This window comes from Paenibacillus sp. WC2504 (genome assembly GCF_052682475.1).
Window position 1 is genome coordinate 5,606,633 of record NZ_JBQZFH010000001.1, and the last position, 25,104, is coordinate 5,631,736.

Below are 25,104 nucleotides of genomic sequence, written 5' to 3' on the forward strand. Positions count from 1 at the left end.
AGTGCATCAAGAAAAACATATCATACTTTTTTCGGCCAAAGGAATGTACGATTATTGGCATTTTATGTCGTATTCTTTGTAACTATCAAGAAAAATGTCGAAAAACCTATTATCTTGCCATTATAACAAAAAAGCCTCCCGGTTAAGGAGGCTTATTACTATTCCAGCAGCAAACCTGCCGCCTGTCTCAGTTAATTGACTAACCAGTTCATGTCAACTAGGGATCAACAAACTATTCACTCCTCACCCAAGCTCTTGCCATCAGACAAGAACTTGATCCCTATATGCATTCAATCTATTACATCGGAAGATCGAAACCGGTAATCGTTTTGGTTTCCAAGCAATCTTCCAGACCGTAAATGCCGTATTCACGGCCGATTCCGGAATGCTTAAACCCGCCGAAAGGAGCTTTCATTTCAAAACCTGCCCCGTTGATGAGCACCACACCCGCTTGGATACGTGACGCCAATTCGTTCGCTTTCTCCAAGTTCGCCGTGCTGATATAAGCCCCCAAACCGTAGTCCGTGTTATTGGCCATCGCAACGGCTTCTTCCTCGTTTTTGAAGGTTAAAATCGAAAGCACAGGTCCAAAAATTTCTTCCTTCGCGATCGTCATCTCTTCCGTTACGTTAGCAAAAACCGTCGGTCTGACAAAGTTCCCCTCTTCTAACCCCTGTGGATGGCCTTCGCCACCAATCACCAACTCAGCACCCTCTTGAATGCCCGATAAAATGTAACGCTGAACTTGATTGTATTGTTTCTCAGTAACAAGTGGCCCAAGAATCGTATCTGCTTCAGTTGGAAGTCCAACTTTCATCGACTCTACGGTTTCTCTTGCAAGTTTCTTAACCTCTTCCAGCCTGTGCGCGGGAACGAACAATCTTGTACCGGCTACGCAGGCTTGCCCATTATTCATATAACATGATCTAACCGCAGCAGGGATCGCTTTGGCGAAATCCGCATCGTCCAGTACGATATTCGGAGATTTACCCCCAAGCTCTAAAGTTACACGCTTCATAGAGTCTACGGTAGCTCTGCGAATTTCTTTTCCGACCCGTGTTGAACCCGTAAAATTAATCATGGCTACGTCCGGATTACGCGTAAGTTCGGCTCCTACTGTAGTCCCAAGACCATTCACGACGTTGATCACCCCTGGCGGAATGTCCGCTGCATGGAAGCATTCCGTTAACAATTGCGTTTGCAGGGCGCTTAATTCGCTAGGCTTAATCACAACTGTACATCCTGCTGCTATCGCTGCACCTAGTTTGGCCGTAATCTGCGAATAACTTGCATTCCAAGGTGTAATAATACCGATAACGCCAACGGGTTCGGAAACAACTTTAGCTTTGCCGATCATGTGGACAAAATCGAACTGTTCAAGCGCCTCTTTGCTATCCATCAAGTTAGCCGCAGCCAATCTAACCCTCCCGGTTGATGCCATTCGAGGGGCACCGTATTCAAGGATATTCGCTTCGGCCAACTCATCGATTCGGTCTAAGATTGCATCGTTCAAACGCTGTAACATCACGGACCTTTCCTCCACAGACGTTTTTGAAAAGGTAGCGAATGCTGCTTTCGCCGCCGCTATGGCGAGTTTAGCATCCTCTTCATTACCGAGCGTTACACGGCCAAAAACTTCTCTTGTAGAAGGATTAATAAGATCCAAATGATCTATACTCCTTGGAGTTACAAACTTTCCATCTATATAAATTTTTTCTATGTTTCTCATACCAGACACCTGCTTTATTATAGTTATGTTGTCATCTTAAGAAATGGATTGCACAGCTCCGTTTTTCCTCATTCGAGCAATTGGCATGTAGATTACGGCACTTACAGCCAAAGCTGCAGCTATCGCCATAAAGACACCACGTGTCGAATCCGTATGAAGCAGCTGTTCTATTCCTTTTACGAATAAAGGGCTGAGAAATTGGCAGGCATAAACACAAGCAAGCATCAGTGAAATGGCCGATGTTAAGCTAAGTTTAGGCACAATTTCCGCTGTTTTGATGAATGATAGAGGGAACAACATGCCCTCAGCCAAACCGATCATAAATACCGCAACCGCAACGGTCCACACCGTATGGGCAGAACCGATGAGCAAGAAACCTCCGGCCATCACAGCTAAATCCAGTGGGACGAGCCGTTTTTTTAACATGCTGCTTAATCGGGTCACCGCAAGTCCTCCCACGAAAACACCAACTAGTGCGAAAGCAGTCAAGTAGCCTACTGAAGCTACGGTACCAATGCCGTTATTGGACAAATAGAGAGAAAGGTTCGTCGGGATCAAAGTGAACATCATCGAATGAAGCCCTGCCGCAGCCGCAACCGCGAAGAAAAACTTCGGAAGCTTAGCCGTCCCTTTCGCTACCACTTCCGATTGGATCGGCGGAAACTTAGGTAAAAATGCGATAACCAAGAGAAATAAAACAACGGCGTACAAATAGGTTAAAAACACATCTCGCCATCCAAATGATGCGATAATTCCTCCAAAAGATAGAAAAATAGCTCCGCCAATGCCATTAATTGAAGTCTGTATGCCATTCATGCGAGATCGTTCTTTGCCCTGGAAATTCTCCGCAATCAAAGCGTTAAACGTTGGTGAAATGAGGCCGATGCTGAGACCCAGCAGTGCCCGAAAGGCTAAGATCATTTCAAATGAATTCATGAAGGCCGGGCCAACGCCGCCAATGATATACATGAGCAAACCTGCTATTAAAATTTTTTTCCGAGAAAATCGTCTGCCTAAATTCCCTGCCATAAATAAGGTTGGCAAAATAAATAGAGAAGAAATGGTGACGACCCACTGTACCAATAGCGCGTTGGTACCGGGGAAAGCCACAGCTAGCGGTTTAACCGCTGGCGCAGCCATCATCGTTCCGAAGGTCGTTGTAACAGCCATCGATAATAAAGAAATTCTTACACTTAGTTTCATAGAGGCAACCTCTTTCTGACTTTGTAAGGCAAATCAGCGTATGTTGCAAGCTTATTTTTCTTCGAACTCGTCATACATACGCGACACTTCCGGATCCAGCTCTTTAGATACATAATCCGTCGACTGGCTAAGTGCCTGCCAGCGTTTCGTTTCCGCTAGCTTGCCTTGGTCCACCGCGTTTGCGATGGCTACGGCATCGCTTCCGAGCAATAAGCGAAGCGGCGGATTCTCCTCATTAACGATCTTAATGATCGCTTGCGCGGCTTTATCCGGATCGCCGTTCTCCTTACCGGTTGTATCGCGAAGATGTTTCAGCAAGCAGCCGACTGTGGCTCGGTATTCTTCTCTAGGCTCGATATGCTGCATGGAAGAGCCTGCCCAATCGGTACGGAAACCGCCCGGTTCGATTAACGTGACTTTTAATCCTAGTGGCGCTACCTCTTTGGACAGCACCTCGGAGAAACCTTCCACCGCCCATTTTGCTGTCTGGTAAGGTGCAAGACCTGGTGCACCTGTTCTGCCGCCGATCGAAGAAAATTGGACAATATGACCATGGCCTTGTTTTCTTAACAGGGGCAGTGCAACTTTGGTAACGTTAATAACACCCCAGAGATTCGTTTCCACCTGCGCACGGAAATCTTCCATCGACGTTTCTTCTATAGAAGAGACATTACCGTAGCCTGCATTATTAACAAGGACATCCAATCGTCCGAACGTTTCGAAAGCGGTCTGGATAGCAGCTTCAGCCTGCTCGAATCGATTTACATCTAACTGCACGATCCGAACCTGGCTGCCATAACGTGCTGCAAGATCGGCAATCTGCTCTGTATTGCGAGCTGTAGCGACAAGTTGATCTCCTTTTGCTAATACCGCTTCTGCAAGACTGCGACCAAACCCGCGTGAACTCCCTGTAATCAACCAAACTTTAGACATATTATGTTGCCTCCTTAAATTTTTTTGGAATATTTGTTCCATAGATAATATACTCCTACGGCAACCTCAGGTCAATAGTTTTCGGAATTTTTATTCCAAACAGATAAAGGGATATATAACTCCAGCCTAGAATTAATACATATATTCAATAAAAAAACTCAATACTCTTAATGTCGCAACGGACAAACCAATCAATAAAATGGAATTATAATTCCATATCTATCATTCAATAAATGCTCATTACACGAACTTTGGAATTATTTTTCTAACAACTATACAAAAAAACAGCCCGCGGAACCTAACTAGTTCCTAAGACTGTTTTTCAGACGAGAATTGCTTTCCATGAAGCTTCCATAATTTGTTGAATTTGGAGCTCGTTCATCGGATATTTCTTTACGTAGTATCCTTTTAGAATTGATGCTATCATCCCGTGCATGAGCTGATGACACAAATGGGAGTCCATTTCTTTCAAAACCCCCTGCTTCTGGCCTTCAATAATCAAAGAGATAATCACATCACGGGAGTTATGAGCATCGTCCATCGCGCGTAACTCAGGTGAGATATACGGTGAATAGGAGAAGCTGTCGATAAACATGAATTCCTTTGGATAATGAATGCCGAACTGCAGTCTATTTAACTGAAGACACCTAAATCGCTCATACAGGCTTGCTTCAGGATTATAATCCTGCATCAAGTAATCCCCCATTAGCATTCGTGCTTCTTTATACACCGCATTAACCAGTTCTTCTTTATTCGCAAAATAATTATACATCGTGCCAGACCCTACATTTGCTCGCTTAAATATTTTGGAGAAGGTAACCGACTGAAGTCCCTCTTCGTCAATTAAGTCGAGTGTGGCGGTCATTATGTCCTGTTTCTTACTCATGAATTCCACCTCTTGGGACTAACATTAGTACGATCCCCAGGTAGATGTCAAGTAGGCATTGCTTTATTGCGTGGCGGGTTCGAAAGTTTTGACAACTTCATAGCTGCCCGGTTCAAACTTGGCTATCGTCATTGCTTCCTGAAGATACGGAAGAGGTTTAGGGTCGTTTCGCATCGCTTGGTAATCTTCCGCACTTCGCCACTGCGCATACATCGTTACTTTCGTTCCCTCTGTCCCGCGGTGCAAACTGCAAGAAATAAATCCTGGCGCGTATCGAACGGAAACATCTGTTGCACTAGTAAGTAAATCGATGAGACGTTCCTGATTTTCCGGTTCCACCGTGAACACATTAATAAAAGTAAGAACGTTATTATTCGTTGATATCAGTGTCATATATGAACTCCTTCATGATCTATTCTCGCGTATCTTGTGCTTCATGCCATCATCATATACATGTAAGAATCTGATTGGAAAAATCAAAAAGGGACTATTTCGATGAAATAGTCCCTGTGGTAACCACATACTAGCGAGCATTAAGTTGATCAATACTACATATTTGAGGAACTACAGGCCGCTATTCTTGCAAATTCTGCCGGTTTCCGCAGTCATGCGGAACTACAGGGCCTTATTTGACCGCTAATCCTGTTTTCTTTTAGAAAAACGGAAAAATAGCGGCCCACAGTTCCCCTCCGCGCGAAAATGAGCCTGTTTCGCTGAAATAGCGCCTTGTAGTTCCCCTTCAGAGAGGAACCACTCAGCAAATCTCATGGGGTGGAGTGCTCAACCCAAACCATTACCTGATCGGACGGAGGAATCCGATCACGCGTTGCAAAAGCAAGGCCGTCGCATCAGCATCATAAGAAGATAAACTGCTATCAGCGAACATGTGTTGATCGCCCGGGTACAAAAACAGTTCGGCCTGATTGGCCGAAGCCAAGAGCTCACGAGCCGCTTCCAAATCACCTTCGTCAACAAAATACGGATCAGCCTCCATGCCGTGAATCTGAACCGGCAGCTCCGCTGGCCAGGGTGATCCGAACATTGCCGTTGGCACACAGGAGTAAAAAAGCAGCGTGCCAATAGCGCCCTTCCGAGTCTGGGCAAGCTTCTGTGCAGGCAATACACCCAGCGAAAACCCTGCATAAACGATGTCTCTTGGAAGCTCATGTGCCACACGAACACCGCGCTCCAGCATCTCATCGAATCCGATCTCCTTGACATAGGCCATGCCATCCTGGATGGTCGTAAACACATGACCTTCATAGAGATCAGGAACATGTACAGTCCTCTTTTCTAAGCTCGTCGGCAAAACTGTGAATCCCCGGGGTCAGACCCAGAGCATGATGAAATATTAGAATTTCTGCCATTTTTCTTCTCCTCCTACGTCAGATTCTAAAATTATACTTCTATTTAATCTATTGGAATTCCTTTCCACTTGTATAATCCATCCTTTATTGTCTCAAATTAATCATTAGTGCATAGAAGAAGGAGTAGAATGTGGAATCCAAAATTTTATTGATTCATCAATTACTTTTGATCAGAGGAGACCCTTCTTTCCTGCAAAGCCTTAATTGTCGAAGTTATCCCTTCCTTGAACGGTGTTGCTACGATCGGTCCGATAAATCGTTTGTATTTTTCTCCGCTTAACACAAGGGGCTCCTCGGTTAAATAAAGCATCTCGACGACTTCTTTCATCACAGGGACGCTCATGCCAATCAACGATAGACCTAATTTTTTTAGCGGGATGATCGGTTTAACAAATCCGCTTGCCGACTGCGCAATTCGCACGATCTCTCGTCCTGAGATAAGACCGGCACCTGGAATATGCCAATTCTGCCCGTAAGCGAAATCTTTACCTGCCAATTCGGCAATCATTGCAGCTGCATCCGGTAAATAGACGAATTCGCGAGGGACTTGCATGTTGCCGATGAAAAAAGCCAGTTTGCCAGCTGCGATGGCTTCCAAGGTTGAGCCTAAATAGGAGGCTTCATTAGCCGTTGGCCCATAGTAATCTGCCAAGCGAACAATCATGACTTGAGCCTTGGTCCATCGTTGGCTGAAAAGCATCCGTTCGTAGTCCAGTCGAACGTTTCCTTTTTTCGTATGTGGCTGCTTGGGATGCTCCTCAGTAACCAGCTCCATCTGTTTTCTGCCATACGGATAAATGCCGTCAATCACTACAACTTTGATAGCGAGCCGTTCCGCGGCCTCCATCACCGATTCGCCTAAAGGAATCAGCTTGTTTACCATCTCGTGATAAGGTACATTCGCGCAATGGAACATGACGTCTGCCCCACCCGCATGGGCCACTATGTCCTTAGGTCGCATCGCGTCTCCTACAGAAAGAGTCAAATGCTTCGGATTTCCAAGCTTTCTGGCGAACTGCTCTAATTTCTGGCGAGAACGTCCAAATGCAATGGTTTCTACACCTCTTTTGACAAGTTCCTCTGTGATTGCCGCTCCCGTGCCTCCTGTTGCTCCTATTACAATCGCTTTTTTCATTTCATCAGCTCCATTTTTCATTATTTGTGATTGATCAATCACTAACTTGAGATCATCTTATCATTCAGTTATTGATTAGTCAATCACTAATTAATAAAAAAGAGACCCACAGCAGTGGCTGAGGATCTAAACGCTTTTCAACTCAACGTGATGAGTACCAATCAAGCACTAGCAAGGCGCGAAGCGTATTCCAACGACTCGGCTCGCCTTCAACACCTTCCATGTCAAAGTGAACTCGGTCGGAATGTGCGTTCTCAAGCGGCCATTTCCCGTTCTCGTCTTGTTTCTTCGCTACCAGACCGACGGCCTCGGCAACCCTTTCATCGGGTTTGACGCCTGCGCTGCGCAAGTAATCCAGACCGCGTAATACGTCATAATGCCACGTCGTCGGAAACGAAAACCGCGTCCAATTGAGATCGATCACCTCGCCCGATGACAGAGACCTTAACATGCGGCGTTCCAATAAATACTCATGGGCCCGGATACGAGCTTCCGTCACTACCGCCGTTTCTCCCTTTGCTTTCTCATACTCTAACAACCCTTCCAAAACACAGATCGTGCTGTGGAATGAGGATCGCCGGCTTGCAGGAGCGTTGCAATTCCAGCCTCCGTCCTCCAACTGCTCTCCAAGAAGTTGATCAACTAGCCGAGCGCTGCCCTCTCCAAAGTAGGAGCCCGCGCCGAGTATCCACCCATTGACGCAGGGTTCTGTCTCGCCGTCAAAGTACGGTAGGCCTCCCATTTGCTGCGGCCAAGTGATGTTGTCACGCACGAGACCGATGGATCTCCGTGCTTCCTCCCCTGACGGATCTAGGCCCAGGTCCTTCAAAAGCAGAAGGGTGTAGCTCGTACATAGCCAGTTCCGTGCGTCGGCTTCGCCACCCCAGTTGCCTTTGGAAGATTGCAATCCAAGCACCCGGGCGCCCCAACCTTCCGATGCAATCCGCGACCGCTCAGCAGCAACACGGTCATCGGACTCTTGGGTTAAGTCACGCATCACTTGCCAACGGATTGCAGGATCCCCGCCAAGCAGCCAATCTATGACTGATTCATTGGGCTTATGAATTTGCCATTCGCGATTATCAATAGACATCTAATGATTCTCCTTCATTAGGTCAAAATTTCTACACTGTGCCTGCATGGCTGTTTTTGACCATCGATAAATTATTTGTTCATTTGATATTCGCGAAATACATAAATTTTCCTGCTCTCCATCGGCGAGTAGACCTAGGTAAAGAATTGCCGCAGCTCTTCCGCCACCAAATCCGGCTTGCCACCCCGATTCGTCTGGCTGATATCGCATGCTCCTCCGTGATCAAGTCCAGGCATTTCCATCCTTGCAGCTTGAGGCAGTACTTTCTCAAGTGCGTCAAGCGCAGGCTTTAGATACGACAATCCTTTACTGCCGCCTAGTAACAAAGCATCGGCATTCAAGGACTTAAATCGGTCCACCGTGCCGGTCATCTCCATGAGTAACTGACCGTCATAATGCAGCGTCGGTGCGAGCATTCGCATTGTTACGTCGCCCTTCTTCGCCTTCTTGCTCTCGCTTTCCATCATTTTGTTCGTCATGGACTCGAGCAGCCACCGGGGGATGGCATTAAGCACTGGTCCGCCCAGCTGCAAGCCTTTCAAGCACGTGACGAGAGCGGCGGCTGTCTTGCCTTCGGTGATCTCCCGGTCATAACGAGCTAGCCATTTCGTCCTCTCTGAGTTCATCAACAACGCGGGTTCATAAAGGGCAATCTTGCGAATTGCCGGTAAGGCACGTGCTGCTTCAAGCGCAATAAGCCCCCCTGAGCTGATCCCGAAGACAAGGCTGGCGCCCGATAGGTTCAGGAGTGCCTCCAAATCTTCGACTTCCTTCCGGATACCGTAATCTTCACCATAAGGTCCGCTTAAACCACGTCCACGGCGGTCAGGTACGTAGACCGTGAATGCATCGGCTAGCCGCATCGCAAGCTGCGTGAGGTTTTGTGACGATAAATTGGCGCCATGTACTACCACCACGCCCGGTCCTTGACCATACTGCCGATAACCGATTGTGGTGCCGTCTCTGGATATCACAGAACCTACTGTATGAGTCGAGTCGATTCTCGTTGTACTGGATTGAATAACGGTTGAGTTTATCATTCCAATCTCCTCCTCAGAAGTTGCCCTTCATTTGAACCGTATAAATCGTATGTTTATCCCTTCGATGTTAATCTGGACTACTCAGTCGCTCCGCTATTTCACGTATCCATTCCTCATTCCAGGAGAGTTCACCCGTGCGTAAGTCTTCGATGACAGCCCTCAGCCATTCAAGTTCAGCCTGCAATACGGCCCGGCTATGTTCAACCTCTAGCATGAACAATCGGGGAACCGATTCCTTATACTTCAGTAACTGCGAATCCGTGCGTAGAATGGCCTCTTGAAGAGCTCCTTCTCTTCTCTCGAATTGCCGCTGAACGTCTTCGGGAGTCAACAGGGTGAGAAAAGAGATGGCTGCGGGAAAATCCGGATATTCCTGCGACCGGTCCGAAAGCATTTCCCTAAGCCAAATCTTCGATGTTTCCCTTCCTTCTTCGGTCAATTCGTAAACGGTTCGATCAGGGCGCCCCCCTTCACTTAAGGTTCCTTGAACTGAAATGAGTCCTTCCCTCAGCAAGCGCTCAATGGTCTGATAAATACTTGTACGCTGGCGGACGTTAATGACCTCATCCTTCCCTCTTTCTTTAATAAGCTGCTGCATTCTGTATGGATGCATGGGTTCTTCGGCCAGATGGGCGAGAATGGCTAACGCAAGTGGTGATCGTTGGGGTTTATTTGTTTTATTCTTCATAGTTATAATATTACTATTCATTTTATAACTAAGTCAATGGTTTTTCGCAGTTTTTCCCAAAATAAGTAAAGCGCCTAATTTGTTTCTATAGGCAATAAGAAATAGAGCAGGTACCTTGTTGGCACCTGCTCCACAATCTATTTCAACTATCGTCCTATCAACATAGTACTTCAACAGTAAACCCGCCAGGTGCCTGCACATAGAAAGTCCAAGCGTGCGATCGTTGCGGGGGGTTCACAGAAAGGCCATCATCCTTCATGAGTTGATAGATTTCGTTCACCCGATCTTCGCTTTCTTGAATAAAGCCGATATGAAAGGTGCTAGGATAAGTGACTTGGTCGCCTTTCATCAAGGTAAGTACTAAGCCACCATCGTCCAATAGGACAGCGAATCCATTTCCGCGCGTGTGTCTAACTTCCATTCCGAAATATTTGACAATGAAATCAATCGTAGCTTTAACGTCACTGACAGTTAAATTAAGATGATTTAATCTCACAAGTACACTTCCTTTCCAACTAATATTCAGTGGATCCCATACAATTCCTGAAAAACCTGATCGTCTAACCGTACATCACCTGCAGCACAGGAATCTTCCAGCTGACGGATCGTTTTGCAGCCGGAAATCGGAAAGACAGGAAAAGGATGAGCAAGCAAGTAGCCGAGCGCGACCTGAGTCATCGTGAGATCCAACTGCCGTGCGAGCGTTTCGACACGCTTCAGCTTAAGTAAATTACTTTCACTACATAGGTTCCATATTTTTTTATTTTCCGGACTAGGCTGAAGCAGCATTTCGCTTGTATATCGACCGCTGAAAAAGCCGGATGCCTGTGAATTATAAGGGATCGCAGGCAGCCCTGTACTTTCATGATAATTCAGCTCATGTTCATCTAGCGTCACCATCATAGGATCGTTTCCGGGAGGATACGAAGCGAGACTCCATTTGTTCTGGCTGGCGGCAAAACTTTGTTTTCCTTTGCTTGCTGCATACTGACGCGCGGCTTCTATTCGATCCGATCGCCAATTTGAGCAGCCAAAATATCGGATTTTCCCCTGCTGCACCAATGTATGCATGGTATCCATAATGTCCTCGACCGGCCGATTTGGATCATCTCGATGCAGCCAGTACAGATCGATATAATCCGTTTGCAAATGGCCTATACTCATCTCCACATCAGCATAAATATCTTCCCGGCTTAAACGCGGTATATGCATGGTCTCCAGTTCGGGGTGTGCCCCTTTTGTAGCAAGAACGATATGACTGCGGTTATTACGCAATTTCAACCATTGCCCGATAAGCTTTTCACTGCGGCTTCGCTCGCCCGGCACCCAATCAGAGTACACTTTGGCCGTATCGAGAAAATCGCCTCCCCTGTCCAAAAAGCGGTCCATCATTTCGAAGGCATGTTCTCGGCTCACCGATTCACCGAAATTCGAAGTGCCTAGGCAAATAACGGATGGTGTTAATTCTGTGCCGGGTATTTGTTGGTTTCGCATATAAACCTCCTTAAGCCTATACTCGAACTCATATTTTATGCGTGATATTTTCCGACAGGAGCGTTTAATACCCATTCCAGCATTTCAATTTTGGAACGAATTTCTTTGATTTCCTCACCGTTTTCTGCTGGGTTAAGCCGCTGCACGGTCTGTTCCAACTGATGAATCATACGCTTAATCTGATCTTCCGATCTCATCTTACATTCCTCCAGAATAGTAAACTACTTCATTCAACTCTACTCCCGCAATTATACCGCCGCGACGCCTGCAACTTCTTAATTACTAATAGCTGGAATCTTCACAATCACCGTAGTTCCCAGGTCCAACTTACTTTCTATGCTTACCCCATAACCTTCTCCAAACATCAGCTTAATCCTTTTGTTAATATTGGAAAGACCGATGCTTTTCCCATCCGGACTGTTCTTGACTCTCTCCGAGTAGTCCATATGTAGCTTCGCCTTTAAGCTTTCCAGCTCATCAAAGCCAATCCCGATTCCGGAATCCGTCACTTGAAAACAGACATCGCCATTCGTATCGATCTGACCTTTGACATGTAAACTTCCTCCTGCATCTCTACGCTCAAGGCCATGATAAACAGAATTTTCAATGATAGGCTGTAAAATCATTTTAGGTGTTTTCATTTGCATTAGCTTGTCGTCCACATGTACTTCCATCATAAACTTGTTCTCATATCGAATGGAAATAATATTCATATAGGCCTGCACACACTGAATTTCTTCGCTTATAAGAACTACCTCATCCTCTTTAATGCTGTAACGGAATATTTTCGACATTGAGGAAGTAATCTGTGCAATTTCCTTGCTGCCATATTCAAGCCCGATACTGCTTATGCAATTTAATGTATTATACAGGAAATGCGGGTTGATTTGACTCTGCAATGCGGAAAATTCAACTTGTTTTTTGCTAATTTCTGACTCGTACAACCTTGCCTGCGTGTTCAAGATGTTGCTTGCCATCTCTTCCATTTGGTCTATCATGCTGTTGATATCATAAGCTAGAACACCAACTTCATTCGTTGAGCGCACTTTAACCCGAAAGCCCATGTCTCTTTTACCCATTCTTTTCATATCGGCAACAAGCCCCATGACAGGTCGTGTCAAATTATTTAAGAAAAAATACCCCAATATAATTAAACTTAGAATGATACCGATACCTGCTATAATGCTAACATTTTTGATCGCGTTCATGTCGGTTGTCAATTCGTGCACCGGAATAATACTTACGATCCGCCACCCATCTGCTTGCTCCAAATCTTTTTCTTGAACGATGACGTCTTCCCCGTTGATATTGGTTTTGACACCACTCGTTAAACTATCCCGGTCTACAGAGAGTATGTCCTTGAATAAAATGCCACGGAAATTCGTATTGTTCGATGCTATGACTTCATTTCGGCTGTTTAATAAATACAAAGTAGAATTAGGCGTCAAATCTGTATTTTTAACTAGTTCTTGCAGCCTATCCGTATTCACCATAACAGAGCAATAGCCGGTTTGCTGTGAAAAATGAACCCCGCCAATAGCTTCAATTATAGGTGCTATATAAAAGAAATATTCGCTTCCTGTTTTTTCGTCTTTGAGAATATTCGTATAGATGCCTTTTTCAACAGATTCGCTGTCCAGCTTATAAGAATTAATAAATTCAGCATATTGGTTTGAAAAAAATATATCGCCATTTGACGTGGCTAAACTGTAAATTCGTCTTCCTTCGCTGTCATTAATAACGATACCATTGACATACGAATTAAAGGACCTCATGTACTCCATGAGATCAATCACATAAGCCCCGATATCAAAAGCCCTTTTATAATCATCATCCGCTATGGTAAATTCCTGGATTTTTTTATTGTTAACGACTATGTTTGTGCTTACTTCTAAATCATTAAATACGGTATCTATCTTCTGGCGTGTTTGCTCAATGATTTTATTGCCGTAATTGGAAGCTCTTTTTTGCGTGAGATCATAGAAGCTGTAATAGAAGTACAACTCCATGGATGTAAAGATGATAATTGAAAATGAAAATATGAGTAAAATCTGATGTTTTAGCTTAAGTCTACTAATCTGCAAAATCCCCACTCCGATCGCTAACCATCAACTTTTTCTAAATTTCGTAGGCGTGATCCCGCATTGTTTCTTGAACACTTTATTGAAATAGTAATAATCGAAGTATCCTACTTTCGTCGCAACTTCTTCAATGGATAATTCTGTATGTTTCAAAAGCTCGCACGCTTTTTTTATTCTCAACTCCGTGACGTATTCCGAAAAGGTTTTGCCCAAATTTTTCTTGAAAAATTGGCAGCAGTAGACTTGGTTGATATAAAATTTAGCAGACAAATCTTTCAGATATAACCTGGATTGAAAATGAGTGTCGATGTATTTAACCATCTGGCTAAAATAAGCGTTGATATCCCCCTCATTAACCGTATGACCGTTCAACTGCTTGATGTATATCAGAATGTCGTATAAAAAACTGCATAAGGATTCAAAGTTCTCAAACCGTTCTTTCAGTTCAGAGTAGTTCAAGAAATCAAGCTCCATGTCTTTCAACTCTTCATAATAGGTGCCAACCAACACACTAACCACTTGATTCCATAGGTATACGACCTCTCCCATACCTAGGTGATTTTGCCTGAAAAAGTCCACGACTCTCTCTATGCTGTAATCCATTTCATCAAACTTATGTTCTTGGATGACTGCAGAAATTTCGTCTATTAACGGCTTCACCAAAGTAAACCTTGGTTCGTATTCAAACATACCTTTTTCTTCATTTAAAAATATGTGAGACGCTGCGAGATCTGCTTCCTTAATCAACTTGGCCATATGTTCATAATTCGTTGAAATGCTGCTGATTCCTATCACTTTTATATCTAATCCCTCGAAAACTGTGTAATCTAAATCATGTTCCAACTCTGATTTTTGATCGCTTTTTAGAATATACAACGTCTTTCTTGATCCGAAATCAATTTCCAATGTCTGTTTTCGATCGAAAAATTTTAAGTTCTTATACGCCTTCTTCTCACTATTGGAATAAATGACAAGCACACGAAAATAATCGTCCGACGAACGATCAAAGAAGGGTGTTAAACGATTTAATTCACTTTTATCCGGTAGCGTTAAAGCCTCTAAAATCAGGTTATTTCGAACACTTTTCTTCTTGGAAAAATGCAGGGCCAGCTTTTCGATTAAAGGATCGGCCATATCAATATCTATGGGCTTTAGAAAATAATCCAACGCGCCATATCTTAAGGCCTCCTGCGCATATGCAAACTCAGCGAAACCGCTTACAACTACAAACTCAGCATCCAATTCCTTTTCTTTGGTCATCCGCATGAGCTCAAGGCCGGAAATTTCGGGCATTCTAATATCTGTAAAAATAAGATCAGGGCACTCCTCGTTGATGAACTCGATTGCTTTATGGACACTTGTGAACGTACCTGTGATTTCGAAACCATATTTTTCCCAGTTAAATACATTCTTTATCCCTTTTATCGCCCATGGTTCATCATCTATAATCATAACACTGTACATAAGTACCCCCTAGATAGCTGATCTACCCTAATCATTAATTTTATCTGCATACCGGCAAGATAACAAGATTGCATGGCGTTTCACAAGAAAGGCCTATGGACATAGTTTTGTCATGTCCATAGGCTTTACTTCATATATGTCAACCTGATAACTACTTCTTATTCGCCTGCATGGCTTTGTATATTTTCACATTTTCGTCCATGACGGCTTGCCCGCCGGCTGCCATATACTCGGCAACTAGTTTGTTATACAAACCATCGAATTCTGCCGGCTTGCACACGATAAGTTTGTCTGTCATCGTTTTGTTCAGATCCCCAAGTGTTTTGCCAAACTTAATATTGGACTCATTCGGCGTCTCATAATAGTAACCTGTATACGTATCTGTCGTATTAATCTGGTATGATTTCTCAGCAACAGCTTCGTATCCTGGAGCAGAAGCAGCTAAAGCCTTAATATTCTTCTGTTGATCGCCAAGCTCCACACCATTTACAACCAGCGTATAATCAAGATTTAGGTAACTCGTTTGCATATTATCACCAGTTTGAGTAATCACTTGCGGCATATCATTCACCATCTTGTGGTTAACTCCCTCCTGACCGTATTGCAGGAAGAATAAGACTTTAGGATCGGACATCCAGTTCAAATACTTGATTGCCAACTCCGCGTTTTTACTGCTCTTCGGTATAAAAACATTCACACCATTTTCATTGTAAGCGATTTTCTTATATTTCCCTTCATAGTTTTTGAAGGTATCAATAGGAACAAAGTTCGCAGTAGGCACATTTGTTTTTAGTGGCTCACTAATATTTTGCCTTAGCGGATAATCCCAGTTAGCACTGAAGAATCCAACTTTCCCATTCGTAACATCAGCATCAGCTTGCTTGGCTGTTTTGTCTAGCGCAAAATCAGGGCTGATCAATTTTTCGTTATAAAGCTTGTTCAGGAATTTTAGTGTATCCTTGTTTCCAGGTCTTAGCCAGCTTGGTCCTGTAACGAATTCTTCCTCCGTTTGCTTCTCCCAGAAGGACTCGCTCAAATTACCGAAGCCATAATTCATACCGGTTGCTGCCAATCCCCATGGAATAACGCCATTGACGCCGCCAGGATTTTTATCTCTGAAAGCAATTAACGTATTATATAATTCATCTCTGGTCGTAGGAAGCGGCATGCCCAATTTATCCAGCCAATCTTTTCTAATGAACATACCGCCCCAAGCCAGTGAAGTCCTTTTCGCAGGTATCGCCATCTGTTTCCCATTATATTGTCCATAATGAAGAACCGTTTTGCCCAGATAATTCGTTAATTCCTTACCATGCTTAGCCAATAGCTCATCCAAGGGTTGAATCCCATTAATTTTGGCGTATCTGGATACGGTTGCACCGTCATACGTAAAGGAAATATCAGGCGCCTCGCCTGAAGCCATCAATACATTGAGCTTATCAATTTCCTGCGACCTAGGTACCGGAACAAATTTCACAATGGCATTGTTCGCTTTGCCAAAATTATCATTGATATACCGTGTCCAGGTATTATTGTTCAAATCCGGCTGCCCTTGAATCCCTCTGTCAAAAACTTCAACGGTTAATGTAACCGGCGCTCCTGAAGCCGTTGGAGCTGCCGTCGAAGCCGACTGGCCTGCTTTGGTTTGATCGCTGCCACATGCGGCCAGCACGCTGGTAACCAGTGTCAAAACCGGTACTAAAGCCAACATTTTTTTGAGTTTCATTGTAACCTCACCCTTTATCCATTTATTTTTTTGGAAGATTCCTAGCACGTTATCAACCCTTAATTGCCCCTGTCATGACACCTTCAACAAAATACTTTTGAAGTTTAGGATAAACAACTAGGATAGGAACCGTTGCAAACATGACACTCGCAGCTTTCAATGATTCAGGAACAATAAAAGCGCCAACACTGCCTTCGCCTTGCTGAGTATCTAACTGCTGATTGGCAGTTATGATCTGGTACAGTTTTAATTGCATCGGGTACAAGTTCTTGTCTGTTATATAAAAGAGTGCATCTTGAAAACCATTCCATCGGTCAACCGCATAAAAGAGGCTTAAAGTTGCGATCGAAGGCATCGAGAGAGGAAGAATAATTCGAAAAAGGATTCCCAGTTCATTGCATCCATCAATGGATGCCGATTCTTCCAAGCTTTCTGGTAGCGATGCAAAAAACGTTTTGAGAATGATTAGATTGAACACGCTCATAGCGCCAGGCAATATCAGACTCCACATCGAATTCATCAAATCCAGATTTTTCACCAAAATATAGCTAGGTATGAGACCTCCACTAAAGTACATGGTAATGACTAAAATGGTTAATACAAAATCTCTTCCCTTTAATCTCTTCTTTGTAAGCGGATACGCAGCACAGATGGTTAAAAACATACAAATGATTGTGTAAAAAATAGTCAATACAATCGTATAACCAAGCGTATAAATCATGTCTACATCACTTAAGATTGTTTTATAAGTTTCAAGTGTGAATTCTACCGGCCACAGGGAAACTTTCTGAGAAATGATGGCATTATTCGAGCTAAGAGAAAGCGCAATCATATACAAAAATGGAACAAGACACGTAATGGCTACCCCTATTATGAATAACATAATAATTACATCTACTACATTAATTCTTTGCTTTTTAAACAATTAATTCACACTCCCTACCATATTCCCTGCTCACCGATTTTTTTGGCAATAAAATTTGCTGCTACTAAAAATATCAAGCCTACGACGGATTGAAATAACCCAACGGCTGTTGCCTGCGAGAAATCGCCGGACCCGATTCCTATGCGATACACATAAGTACTGATTACATCGGAGTATTCACTGACCAGGGAATTCCCCATAACAAACGGGCGATCGAATCCAATTGAAATCATTCTGCCAATTTGCAAAATAAGCAAGATAATAATCGTCGGCTTAATTCCCGGCAGCGTAATATGCCAAATCTTACGAATCCTGCTGCACCCATCAATATCGGAAGCCTCGTATAATTCCTTGTTGATTCCAATAATGGCGGCCAGATAGATGATTGTCCCCCATCCAACACTGTGCCATACCCCAACAGCGACATACATGATCAGCCAGTTCGTTTTTTGAGAAAGAAACTCAATATTGCCCAATCCAAGGCTGGACAAGACGCTATTCGCCATGCCGCCTGTAGAAAACATCAAGTATACCATGCCTCCGATAATGACCCAAGATAAGAAATGAGGTAAATACAGAATCGTTTGGGTTATTTTTTTAAATCGGACAAACCGGAGTTCGTTCAACAAAATGGCCAATATGATGGGAGCAGGGAATCCTGCGATTAAATCCAGAAAGTTCAAAACAAGGGTATTGGTAAGCGCACGGTAGAAACTGTTCTGTTCAAAAATGAATTTGAAAACGTCAAGCCCAACCCACTCACTTCCGCTAATACCCTGAAAAATGTTATAGTCCTGGAAAGCCATCAATACACCGTAAATAGGAGCATATTTAAAAATGAGGATATACGCCATTGGCAGCAGTAAGAGTAAATATAAGAGAGAATCTCTTTTTATGCTGCGGAGGATACTGTTTTTCTTTTTTGTTGTTACGTTCTCTCTATAGTCTCCTAAAACCGCTTTCACTTTCATCTTCCCTCTTTCCTTTCCAAATCGTATTCGGATATCTCTTGTAATCATTATACGTTCATGAGTTTTTAATAAAATGTAATTTATTAAATGAATTTGGTAATAATTTTATTTTTAAAAAATACAAAAAAACGGAACCCCCACGGGGTCCCGGTGCTATCTTTGCATGGAAAAGACCGACCAATCGTCTAATCGGCTGTAGTCGTTACATTTTATTTAATGCTGAGAACGAGGATGAAGACTTAAACTTTCTAGAAGTTCCTTCTCTATGGGGATGTTTAATTGCTTTAGTGCTAACAATACTGCACCGGCTACTGGTGAGAACGCAGGTTTAATCAGCCTATATTTCTTGTTATTTCCCTCACGCATTAAGGAACTAAGCCTTTCTTGGAAATAGTCACTATTAACAACACTTCCAACTAAAGAAACGTTGACTTCTGCATTGGAGAAGTAGGATGCAAGCATTTCTACACCTGTCATTATCTGATGAATGGCCCGGTCGCAAACCCGTTTAGCCAATTTACTATTATGAGCAGCAGCTACGGTGACTGAGGGGGCAATTTGAGCAAACTTTCTATTGCGTTCTCTCTGATCAACCACAAAACCCTGTAAGGCAAGTTGAGATAACTCTTTGACAGTGGACAGTTTCCAAAATTGTAGGATCGTGCTGACCAACTCATGGTCACTATCGTCGATGTTGCCTGATAGCAGTTCAAATGTGGCCTCATAAGCAAGAAATCTGGCAGCACTAGCTGCATAATGATGAAGATCATAATTTCTGATCTGCTGTCCTTCCTCAGTTACTGCATAAATGATAGACCCCGTCCCGGAAATCACAATAATTCCCGGTTCTGTAAGAAGTGCTCCACTGTATTGCGGATTGCACATTTTCCCTAGCATGCAAATCCTTATATATGGAAGAGGCGCCATTTTCTAAGTATGCAAGAACATTCCCAGTGAGATCTACAACCATTATCCGCGTGTGAGTGCCGCCACCATCAATTCCAATAACAATCCCATTGGTACTCTGAACCATGATTGATCTCTCCTTTCGCCTAGTGATAAATCGTTTAATGCAAAAATTTCATATAGGTCCAATCGGACACACCCTCATAGCCGATCCATTTCCATAGCTTCTGTATGGTTTGGGGTTATCACTCACAACCCATTCCTCGAACTTTTGACCATATCCAACGTTAGGATACCATCTAGCGTATTGTCTTAATTTATTAGCATTTAATCTCTTGCTTGCGTAATAATCAAACAGTTTATTATTATGTTGTTTCTTGTTTAGAATAGCATCAGCTATGGCTACTGTTAGAACAGTATCATCTGTAAATCTCGTGAACCTATCATAGCACCTAACATTATTCACCTCTTGCCAAAGACTTTAAACAAGTATTTTCCTAGTTATTCTCTGCATGAAAGTTATTTCCTTTATTTGTAACAAACCTCGCCACAATTCAGACCATCTATAAAAATATCAACCAATATTTGTTGACACCCATTACCTTTACTGATATAGTGCAATAAAACATAGTATTCCTATAAGAATTAAACGGAGGTCTTTTCCATGCCAATGAAATCATTGAAATCTCACAAGCCCTTGCAGATAGCGCTTCTAACTGCTGTCCTCCTAGCCTCAGTAAGCCCATTAAGTAACGCTGCTGCGGCGAAAGATTCTGCCGTTTCCTACAAACAGTTTTTGAATGATAAGTATGCCATCACCTTGTCAGACTCCTTATCCAAAGGTGATTTCGTTATCGCAGTGAACAACATTTTGAAAGCGGAAGCGAAAGATCAAACGAATGTATTTACAGATTTACAAAAAGACAGCCCCTATTACAACGCAGCACTTGCTTTACACGAAAAAGGTATACTATCTGAAGGCAAGCTGCAGGGGGATCAACCGCTTACCCAATTACAGGCCGCTTTTATAGCTTTAAAAGCCTCCGGCTTGCAAGAGCTCGCCTATACTTATCCAAAAGATAAAATCAAAGCCGCTCTGGCCAAAGTACATATTGACTACGATCAAAACAATCAACTAACGCTTCAAGCCGCCCAAGAACTGGCCGCAGCCATTGATACAGGTCTTGTATCTTCTGAATTCGAAGGGGATACGCCTGCCAGCCAAAACTTCGCCAACGATTTGCTTGGTAAAATACTTACGTTTAATGGACAATACAAACATTATCTTGGAACGACTTCCGATGACGATATTTTCCGCAAAATTAACTATGCCTGGCACACGGAGGACATTATTTCATCCGCAGATTTACGTTCTGTCTTCGATGAAGCTTTGAAGAAGAATTTGATTACCGGATACAATTTGAAGGATTCTCGTTTCGATGCCAATTTTGATCCCAAGCAATCGCTCACCTACGGACATTCGGACATTAAGCATGCGATTCAATTGATCGGCTTGCTGCGCAGCGAGAACATCCAGGCAAAAGTACAGTTGGAGCCCAAAACGTCCGCTTTCATCTATTTAAAAGAGTGGGGCGAGCCGACACAAACCGACGATTATCAAGTCGTTCAAATTGAAAACGGCAATTTCATCGCTTATGCCAAGGAGTACGACATTGAGTTCGAATTTGATAACGCTGAGCAAAAGAACAAATTCCAGCAGGTCATTCTCCAATATGCGAAAAAGAACAGCAATGATCAAACAGGACTTATTTATTCTTCATGGTGGCAGCCGCTCTACTATTCCTTATCCGAATTGAAAGACTATAAAGTGATTGCTAACAATAAAGTCAGCAAAGGCCATTACTATGCGCAGTCCTTCTCCCTCAGCGATAAATCGGACGAAGTAGTTGCTGGTCTGAAAAAGATTAACCCCGGCTTGAACGTCGACTCCTATAAGTTCTGGGTGGACGAACCCTTTTATAATTATTTGCTAGGCGATTTTAAATAAAAAAACAGTAGGTCGGGATCCCGACCTACTGTTTTTTATTTAACTGCCGAATCCCATGCCAATTTGAATGCCGACACACTTCCATACCTATTTTCCCTGCTTGGTTCAACAGCCTTCAAAGCGATCTTAAAGAGTTCTTCTCCTGCATCCCAACGTTCAAACGAACGATCACGCTCTCCTCCTAGCAAAGCAAACGCTGTTGCTCAAATGTTGAAAACATTGGTACAACCATCAATTTCAGCGTCTAGCGTAAACTCTTCAGGCGACATAAATCGAGAAGATCCCCATAATCTCCCCATTGTGTTGAAATAAGGTCTTCTTTGATAAAGATCGATATCGCAGATTTTCATCTCATTCTTGGAGAAATTATACAGCAAGCTTCCGTCATAAAAATCAATGGCAACAAAGTTATTTTTCTCGATATAGGCATGGAAGCTAAAGATTCGTTCCAACGCATCTAACCGTTGTGCCACGGATAATTTCTTGAATCTATAAAAGGGGGACTGGGGATGGTTATATTTCTCCGGCGGCGGAAAAGCCCAATGCGGGTGAAGAGATTCCCCGTCAAACCACTCGAACACAGCCGCGTATCCCGACCCAACTTCAAAATGATCAACTAGTTGAATGAGCGAAGGGTGACTTAATGCGGTATACATTTGCATGGCATTTTTCAAATGATGTATGGCGTCTTGCGGGTCACCGGAAAATGTTATTGCTTTCGCACCGGCATATTTGACGAACAATTTCTCGGCATTTTTCTCAACACCAAAGCTTATATTCCCAGAGTCCTGCTGATCAAACACCTGAAATACACGACCTAAACTCGCGAGCCAGCCAAAATCGTGTTCCTCTTGCAATTTGAAGATAACGTCGTCTATTTGTACTTCAATCATTGAATTCCTCCTCGAAATTTATTGTCCTACTTATAAATATATCCGATTTGTCAGGTCTCCACTAAAAGAACATGGAGTACTCTACCAGGCCTGCCCCCGCACGCCGCCCTCAACTGAAAGGGAACTGTAGGCCTCTATTTCAGGGAAAAACGCCTTTCTGACAGCTTAGCGGAACTACAGGCTCTTATTTTCCCGGTTAGTCTCATTATTCACCCAATATCTTGAAAATAAGGGACCACAGTTCCCCATGCCTGGCCAAAAGCCAGCTTTTCAGCCAAATAGCGGACCGTAGTTCCCCCTAAAAGGCTTCCAGCCCCGCTCCTCAGGTTTCCCTATACTACTGATGCACCTTCCGATAATCACCAGGCGTAGTACCAATCATTTTCTTAAAAGCCCGGATAAAGGACATCTGGTGTACATAGCCGACCCGCTCCGAAATCTCTTGAATCGTCAGGTTCGTGCCACGCAGCAGCTCCTTCGCATGCTCCATCCGAACTTGGCAGACGTACACGACGAATTTCTCGCCGAAGTCTTCTTTGAACAAAGTGCTCAAGCTGGAAGCATTCATATGAAACTGATCGCTTAGACTGGAAAGGGACAGATCGGGATTGCTGAAATTTCCCTCGATATACGCCTTCACTTTCTGAACGACGCCATGATTTCCTTTGCTCTCGCGGATCGCTTCTATTTTTCTGGCGCAGGAAGTCAGTGTCTTCGAATAGAAAAACTCCAGCTCCTCCAACGTTTCGAGCGCATCCATATTTTCATCCCAAGGCGTCCGAAACTCGCGATTCCACAGTTCTTGATAGTCCGGAGGCAGCTCCATCATTTCCCGGTAAAAATAATAATTCATATAGCTCAGAATACCGCTAATTTCTTCCCTCGGCAGCATGAGCCTACGTAGCCCTTCAAACAGGAGCCGCAACTGTTCTTCCCAGCCGTCATTGCCTACGCGGAATGCTTGAGCGATCGTGCGCACATATTGCAAATACACGTAAAGATCATCGTGCGATAAAAGCTCAATCTCCCAATGTCCAATAACGCGATTGCTGCCAAGCGCTGATTTATAGTCAAGAGCCCTTGCAGCCGCCTCATAGGACTGAACGATGGCATTTGCTTCCGGCACGGTGTTCCCTAAGCCGAAGGTTACGGTTAAATTCAAGTTATCCTGCATCCACTTGCGCGCCTGCTCGGATACTTCCAACATAAGCGATTCTGCAGGCTGCTGCTGCTCTTCAAAAAAGATGATGCAAAGCCGGTGGTTCGTCAGCCATTCCTGCCAAATGCGAAGACCTTTCGCTTCCGCTGTCTCTTCCACGACCTTTTTCAAAATATACTTGAAAAGCCCCTGATCTCTCCGGGAATGTTGGCTTAGAAAATCGATATATTTATCGATCTCGCCAATGCTGACCGATGCGCTACCGAAGGAAGCAATGCCCATCTGGCGAAGCTCCGCTTCCCATTCCGCCCGGTCAATCGGGTTGCTTCCTTCGACAAGCTCCTTAAACAACATAAGCTGTCTATATTTTTCATTTACCTTGGACTGCGTCTCGTATTCCTCGCTAACCTCGATCATATTGCTCAGCGTGTAATCGATATAACTAAGTTCATCACCCGACAGTCCTTGAATTGGATTATGCTTATGCACCTGATTATATTTCTGGATACGCGACATAATCGTTTCAATCGGCTTGTAGTTTTGACGCGTTATGTAAATAACCCAGCCAATTCCAATCAGCATGCCAAGGAATCCGATGACGAACCAACCGCTTGTCATATAAAAATAAATGTTGCCAAGCCCTTCCGTCTTGAAGCTGTTGGAATATGTCCAACCCGTGTATCCCGACACGAGCGTCGTATCCCCCGCTTTGGATTCTAGTCCGGCAGCTCCGAACAGTTTATGGCCTTCGTTATCGGTAACTGCGATTTTGTTCACTTCCGAATTCCCGTATTTCTCTAGAAACTCTTGAATCGCCGACATCTTAATATTCACGACAAGCAGTGCAATCCCTTTGCTATGGATGGGGACCCCGCTGCTGATGGAGATAACTCTCTCCTCCGGATTTCCATTCTGAATGGTGCGGAAGATGCGTGGGGTGCTCCACTGTACTTTTTGCACGTTCGTTAAGTTACTTTCTATGTAAGCGCTATCTCCGAACTGATCAATTTTTAATATCGTTTTATCGCTAACAATTGTTCCATCACCTGATCTGTAAATATAAACGGAATCAATCCACGCATTCGAAGTCGTCATACTTTGAAGCAGCTGAGAAAGTTCAATAATGAACGAAGAATCGCTTTCCATGCCGGCAAAGGTCGTAAGCTTCACATTTCTCGTGATCGTCTCCAGCATCATAATTTCGATAGATCTCAGCGACATGTCGATACTGTTTTGAATATTTTGAACATAAACTTGACTTGATTTCATCGCTTCTTTTCTGGAGAGATCATTCAGCTGCACAATTCCGATAAAAACAAATAAACAAACAATCATGATGAGAACCGGTAAATAGGAAAGAAGCAAGCGATGAAACCAATTTCTTCTCATGATGAAATTCTCTC

At 43.7% G+C, this 25,104-nt stretch carries 22 protein-coding genes and 1 pseudogene; 1 reads left to right on the forward strand and 22 read right to left on the reverse strand.

Going from position 1 to position 25,104, the window contains the following annotated elements:
• Window positions 1-298: 298 nt before the first annotated feature.
• From ACUN27_RS25145 to ACUN27_RS25240, 20 genes are all read right to left on the reverse strand, one after another.
• A complete protein-coding gene (locus tag ACUN27_RS25145) occupies window positions 299-1,729 on the reverse strand; it encodes an aldehyde dehydrogenase family protein (protein WP_315948695.1) in 1,431 nt (476 codons plus the stop codon).
• A gap of 36 nt (window positions 1,730-1,765) precedes the next feature.
• Window positions 1,766-2,932 (reverse strand): MFS transporter, encoded by a 1,167-nt coding sequence (locus tag ACUN27_RS25150; RefSeq protein WP_315948693.1) that lies wholly within the window; start codon window positions 2,930-2,932, stop codon window positions 1,766-1,768.
• Window positions 2,933-2,983: 51 nt separating this feature from the next.
• Window positions 2,984-3,865, reverse strand: coding sequence for an oxidoreductase (locus ACUN27_RS25155; RefSeq protein WP_445559735.1), 882 nt, complete (start codon window positions 3,863-3,865; stop codon window positions 2,984-2,986).
• Window positions 3,866-4,187: 322 nt separating this feature from the next.
• Window positions 4,188-4,751 (reverse strand): TetR/AcrR family transcriptional regulator, encoded by a 564-nt coding sequence (locus ACUN27_RS25160; protein WP_315948691.1) that lies wholly within the window; start codon window positions 4,749-4,751, stop codon window positions 4,188-4,190.
• A 63-nt stretch (window positions 4,752-4,814) separates the two neighbouring features.
• Complete coding sequence (locus ACUN27_RS25165; protein ID WP_315948690.1) at window positions 4,815-5,144, reverse strand: antibiotic biosynthesis monooxygenase family protein; 330 nt, start codon at window positions 5,142-5,144, stop codon at window positions 4,815-4,817.
• Between the two features lie 400 nt (window positions 5,145-5,544).
• Window positions 5,545-6,060, reverse strand: coding sequence for a dienelactone hydrolase family protein (locus tag ACUN27_RS25170; protein WP_445559736.1), 516 nt, complete (start codon window positions 6,058-6,060; stop codon window positions 5,545-5,547).
• Between the two features lie 218 nt (window positions 6,061-6,278).
• Complete coding sequence (locus tag ACUN27_RS25175) at window positions 6,279-7,253, reverse strand: SDR family NAD(P)-dependent oxidoreductase (RefSeq protein ID WP_445559737.1); 975 nt, start codon at window positions 7,251-7,253, stop codon at window positions 6,279-6,281.
• A gap of 142 nt (window positions 7,254-7,395) precedes the next feature.
• Entirely contained in the window at window positions 7,396-8,346 is a 951-nt protein-coding gene (locus tag ACUN27_RS25180; protein WP_445559738.1) for a hypothetical protein, read from the reverse strand.
• A 134-nt stretch (window positions 8,347-8,480) separates the two neighbouring features.
• Window positions 8,481-9,386 (reverse strand): alpha/beta fold hydrolase, encoded by a 906-nt coding sequence (locus ACUN27_RS25185; protein WP_445559739.1) that lies wholly within the window; start codon window positions 9,384-9,386, stop codon window positions 8,481-8,483.
• 67 nt (window positions 9,387-9,453) lie between these two features.
• Window positions 9,454-10,074 (reverse strand): PadR family transcriptional regulator, encoded by a 621-nt coding sequence (locus tag ACUN27_RS25190; protein WP_326061547.1) that lies wholly within the window; start codon window positions 10,072-10,074, stop codon window positions 9,454-9,456.
• 157 nt (window positions 10,075-10,231) lie between these two features.
• Complete coding sequence (locus ACUN27_RS25195) at window positions 10,232-10,570, reverse strand: VOC family protein (RefSeq protein ID WP_315948683.1); 339 nt, start codon at window positions 10,568-10,570, stop codon at window positions 10,232-10,234.
• Between the two features lie 26 nt (window positions 10,571-10,596).
• Window positions 10,597-11,568: an aldo/keto reductase gene (locus ACUN27_RS25200; RefSeq protein ID WP_445559740.1), complete on the reverse strand. Its 972-nt coding sequence runs from the start codon at window positions 11,566-11,568 to the stop codon at window positions 10,597-10,599.
• Between the two features lie 35 nt (window positions 11,569-11,603).
• The gene (locus ACUN27_RS25205) at window positions 11,604-11,765 is read right to left on the reverse strand and encodes a hypothetical protein (protein ID WP_315948681.1); all 162 of its coding nucleotides are present in this window, start codon (window positions 11,763-11,765) and stop codon (window positions 11,604-11,606) included.
• 78 nt (window positions 11,766-11,843) lie between these two features.
• Window positions 11,844-13,661 carry a sensor histidine kinase gene (locus ACUN27_RS25210; protein WP_445559741.1) on the reverse strand — a complete coding sequence of 606 codons (1,818 nt, stop codon included), beginning with the start codon at window positions 13,659-13,661 and terminating at the stop codon, window positions 11,844-11,846.
• A 15-nt stretch (window positions 13,662-13,676) separates the two neighbouring features.
• Entirely contained in the window at window positions 13,677-15,113 is a 1,437-nt protein-coding gene (locus tag ACUN27_RS25215; protein ID WP_445559742.1) for a response regulator transcription factor, read from the reverse strand.
• Window positions 15,114-15,264: 151 nt separating this feature from the next.
• A complete protein-coding gene (locus ACUN27_RS25220; RefSeq protein ID WP_445559743.1) occupies window positions 15,265-16,839 on the reverse strand; it encodes an extracellular solute-binding protein in 1,575 nt (524 codons plus the stop codon).
• 52 nt (window positions 16,840-16,891) lie between these two features.
• The gene (locus ACUN27_RS25225; protein ID WP_326061564.1) at window positions 16,892-17,722 is read right to left on the reverse strand and encodes a carbohydrate ABC transporter permease; all 831 of its coding nucleotides are present in this window, start codon (window positions 17,720-17,722) and stop codon (window positions 16,892-16,894) included.
• Between the two features lie 56 nt (window positions 17,723-17,778).
• Window positions 17,779-18,729 (reverse strand): ABC transporter permease, encoded by a 951-nt coding sequence (locus ACUN27_RS25230; RefSeq protein WP_326061563.1) that lies wholly within the window; start codon window positions 18,727-18,729, stop codon window positions 17,779-17,781.
• A 219-nt stretch (window positions 18,730-18,948) separates the two neighbouring features.
• Window positions 18,949-19,632, reverse strand: a complete 684-nt coding sequence (locus tag ACUN27_RS25235; protein ID WP_326061544.1) for a BadF/BadG/BcrA/BcrD ATPase family protein — start codon at window positions 19,630-19,632, stop codon at window positions 18,949-18,951.
• A gap of 184 nt (window positions 19,633-19,816) precedes the next feature.
• The gene (locus ACUN27_RS25240; RefSeq protein ID WP_379174869.1) at window positions 19,817-20,107 is read right to left on the reverse strand and encodes an ADP-ribosylglycohydrolase family protein; all 291 of its coding nucleotides are present in this window, start codon (window positions 20,105-20,107) and stop codon (window positions 19,817-19,819) included.
• A 198-nt stretch (window positions 20,108-20,305) separates the two neighbouring features.
• Between ACUN27_RS25240 and ACUN27_RS25245 the strand changes: the two genes are divergently transcribed.
• Window positions 20,306-21,649 carry a hypothetical protein gene (locus ACUN27_RS25245; RefSeq protein WP_445559744.1) on the forward strand — a complete coding sequence of 448 codons (1,344 nt, stop codon included), beginning with the start codon at window positions 20,306-20,308 and terminating at the stop codon, window positions 21,647-21,649.
• Between the two features lie 35 nt (window positions 21,650-21,684).
• Here the strand turns inward: ACUN27_RS25245 and ACUN27_RS25250 are convergent.
• A pseudogene (locus ACUN27_RS25250) lies at window positions 21,685-22,542 on the reverse strand (serine/threonine protein kinase).
• Window positions 22,543-22,879: 337 nt separating this feature from the next.
• Window positions 22,880-25,090 (reverse strand): helix-turn-helix transcriptional regulator, encoded by a 2,211-nt coding sequence (locus tag ACUN27_RS25255; RefSeq protein WP_445559745.1) that lies wholly within the window; start codon window positions 25,088-25,090, stop codon window positions 22,880-22,882.
• Window positions 25,091-25,104: the final 14 nt, after the last annotated feature.

What these genes read in the sequence shown, in the direction of transcription:
- ACUN27_RS25145 (WP_315948695.1), bottom strand. Translation starts at nt 1,729, where the DNA reads ATGAGAAACATAGAAAAAATTTATATAGATGGAAAGTTTGTAACTCCA.
- ACUN27_RS25150 (WP_315948693.1), bottom strand. Translation starts at nt 2,932, where the DNA reads ATGAAACTAAGTGTAAGAATTTCTTTATTATCGATGGCTGTTACAACG.
- ACUN27_RS25155 (WP_445559735.1), bottom strand. Translation starts at nt 3,865, where the DNA reads ATGTCTAAAGTTTGGTTGATTACAGGGAGTTCACGCGGGTTTGGTCGC.
- ACUN27_RS25160 (WP_315948691.1), bottom strand. Translation starts at nt 4,751, where the DNA reads ATGAGTAAGAAACAGGACATAATGACCGCCACACTCGACTTAATTGAC.
- ACUN27_RS25165 (WP_315948690.1), bottom strand. Translation starts at nt 5,144, where the DNA reads ATGACACTGATATCAACGAATAATAACGTTCTTACTTTTATTAATGTG.
- ACUN27_RS25175 (WP_445559737.1), bottom strand. Translation starts at nt 7,253, where the DNA reads ATGAAAAAAGCGATTGTAATAGGAGCAACAGGAGGCACGGGAGCGGCA.
- ACUN27_RS25180 (WP_445559738.1), bottom strand. Translation starts at nt 8,346, where the DNA reads ATGTCTATTGATAATCGCGAATGGCAAATTCATAAGCCCAATGAATCA.
- ACUN27_RS25185 (WP_445559739.1), bottom strand. Translation starts at nt 9,386, where the DNA reads ATGATAAACTCAACCGTTATTCAATCCAGTACAACGAGAATCGACTCG.
- ACUN27_RS25190 (WP_326061547.1), bottom strand. Translation starts at nt 10,074, where the DNA reads ATGAAGAATAAAACAAATAAACCCCAACGATCACCACTTGCGTTAGCC.
- ACUN27_RS25200 (WP_445559740.1), bottom strand. Translation starts at nt 11,568, where the DNA reads ATGCGAAACCAACAAATACCCGGCACAGAATTAACACCATCCGTTATT.
- ACUN27_RS25205 (WP_315948681.1), bottom strand. Translation starts at nt 11,765, where the DNA reads ATGAGATCGGAAGATCAGATTAAGCGTATGATTCATCAGTTGGAACAG.
- ACUN27_RS25215 (WP_445559742.1), bottom strand. Translation starts at nt 15,113, where the DNA reads ATGTACAGTGTTATGATTATAGATGATGAACCATGGGCGATAAAAGGG.
- ACUN27_RS25220 (WP_445559743.1), bottom strand. Translation starts at nt 16,839, where the DNA reads ATGAAACTCAAAAAAATGTTGGCTTTAGTACCGGTTTTGACACTGGTT.
- ACUN27_RS25225 (WP_326061564.1), bottom strand. Translation starts at nt 17,722, where the DNA reads ATGTTATTCATAATAGGGGTAGCCATTACGTGTCTTGTTCCATTTTTG.
- ACUN27_RS25235 (WP_326061544.1), bottom strand. Translation starts at nt 19,632, where the DNA reads ATGCTAGGGAAAATGTGCAATCCGCAATACAGTGGAGCACTTCTTACA.
- ACUN27_RS25245 (WP_445559744.1), top strand. Translation starts at nt 20,306, where the DNA reads ATGCCAATGAAATCATTGAAATCTCACAAGCCCTTGCAGATAGCGCTT.
- ACUN27_RS25255 (WP_445559745.1), bottom strand. Translation starts at nt 25,090, where the DNA reads ATGAGAAGAAATTGGTTTCATCGCTTGCTTCTTTCCTATTTACCGGTT.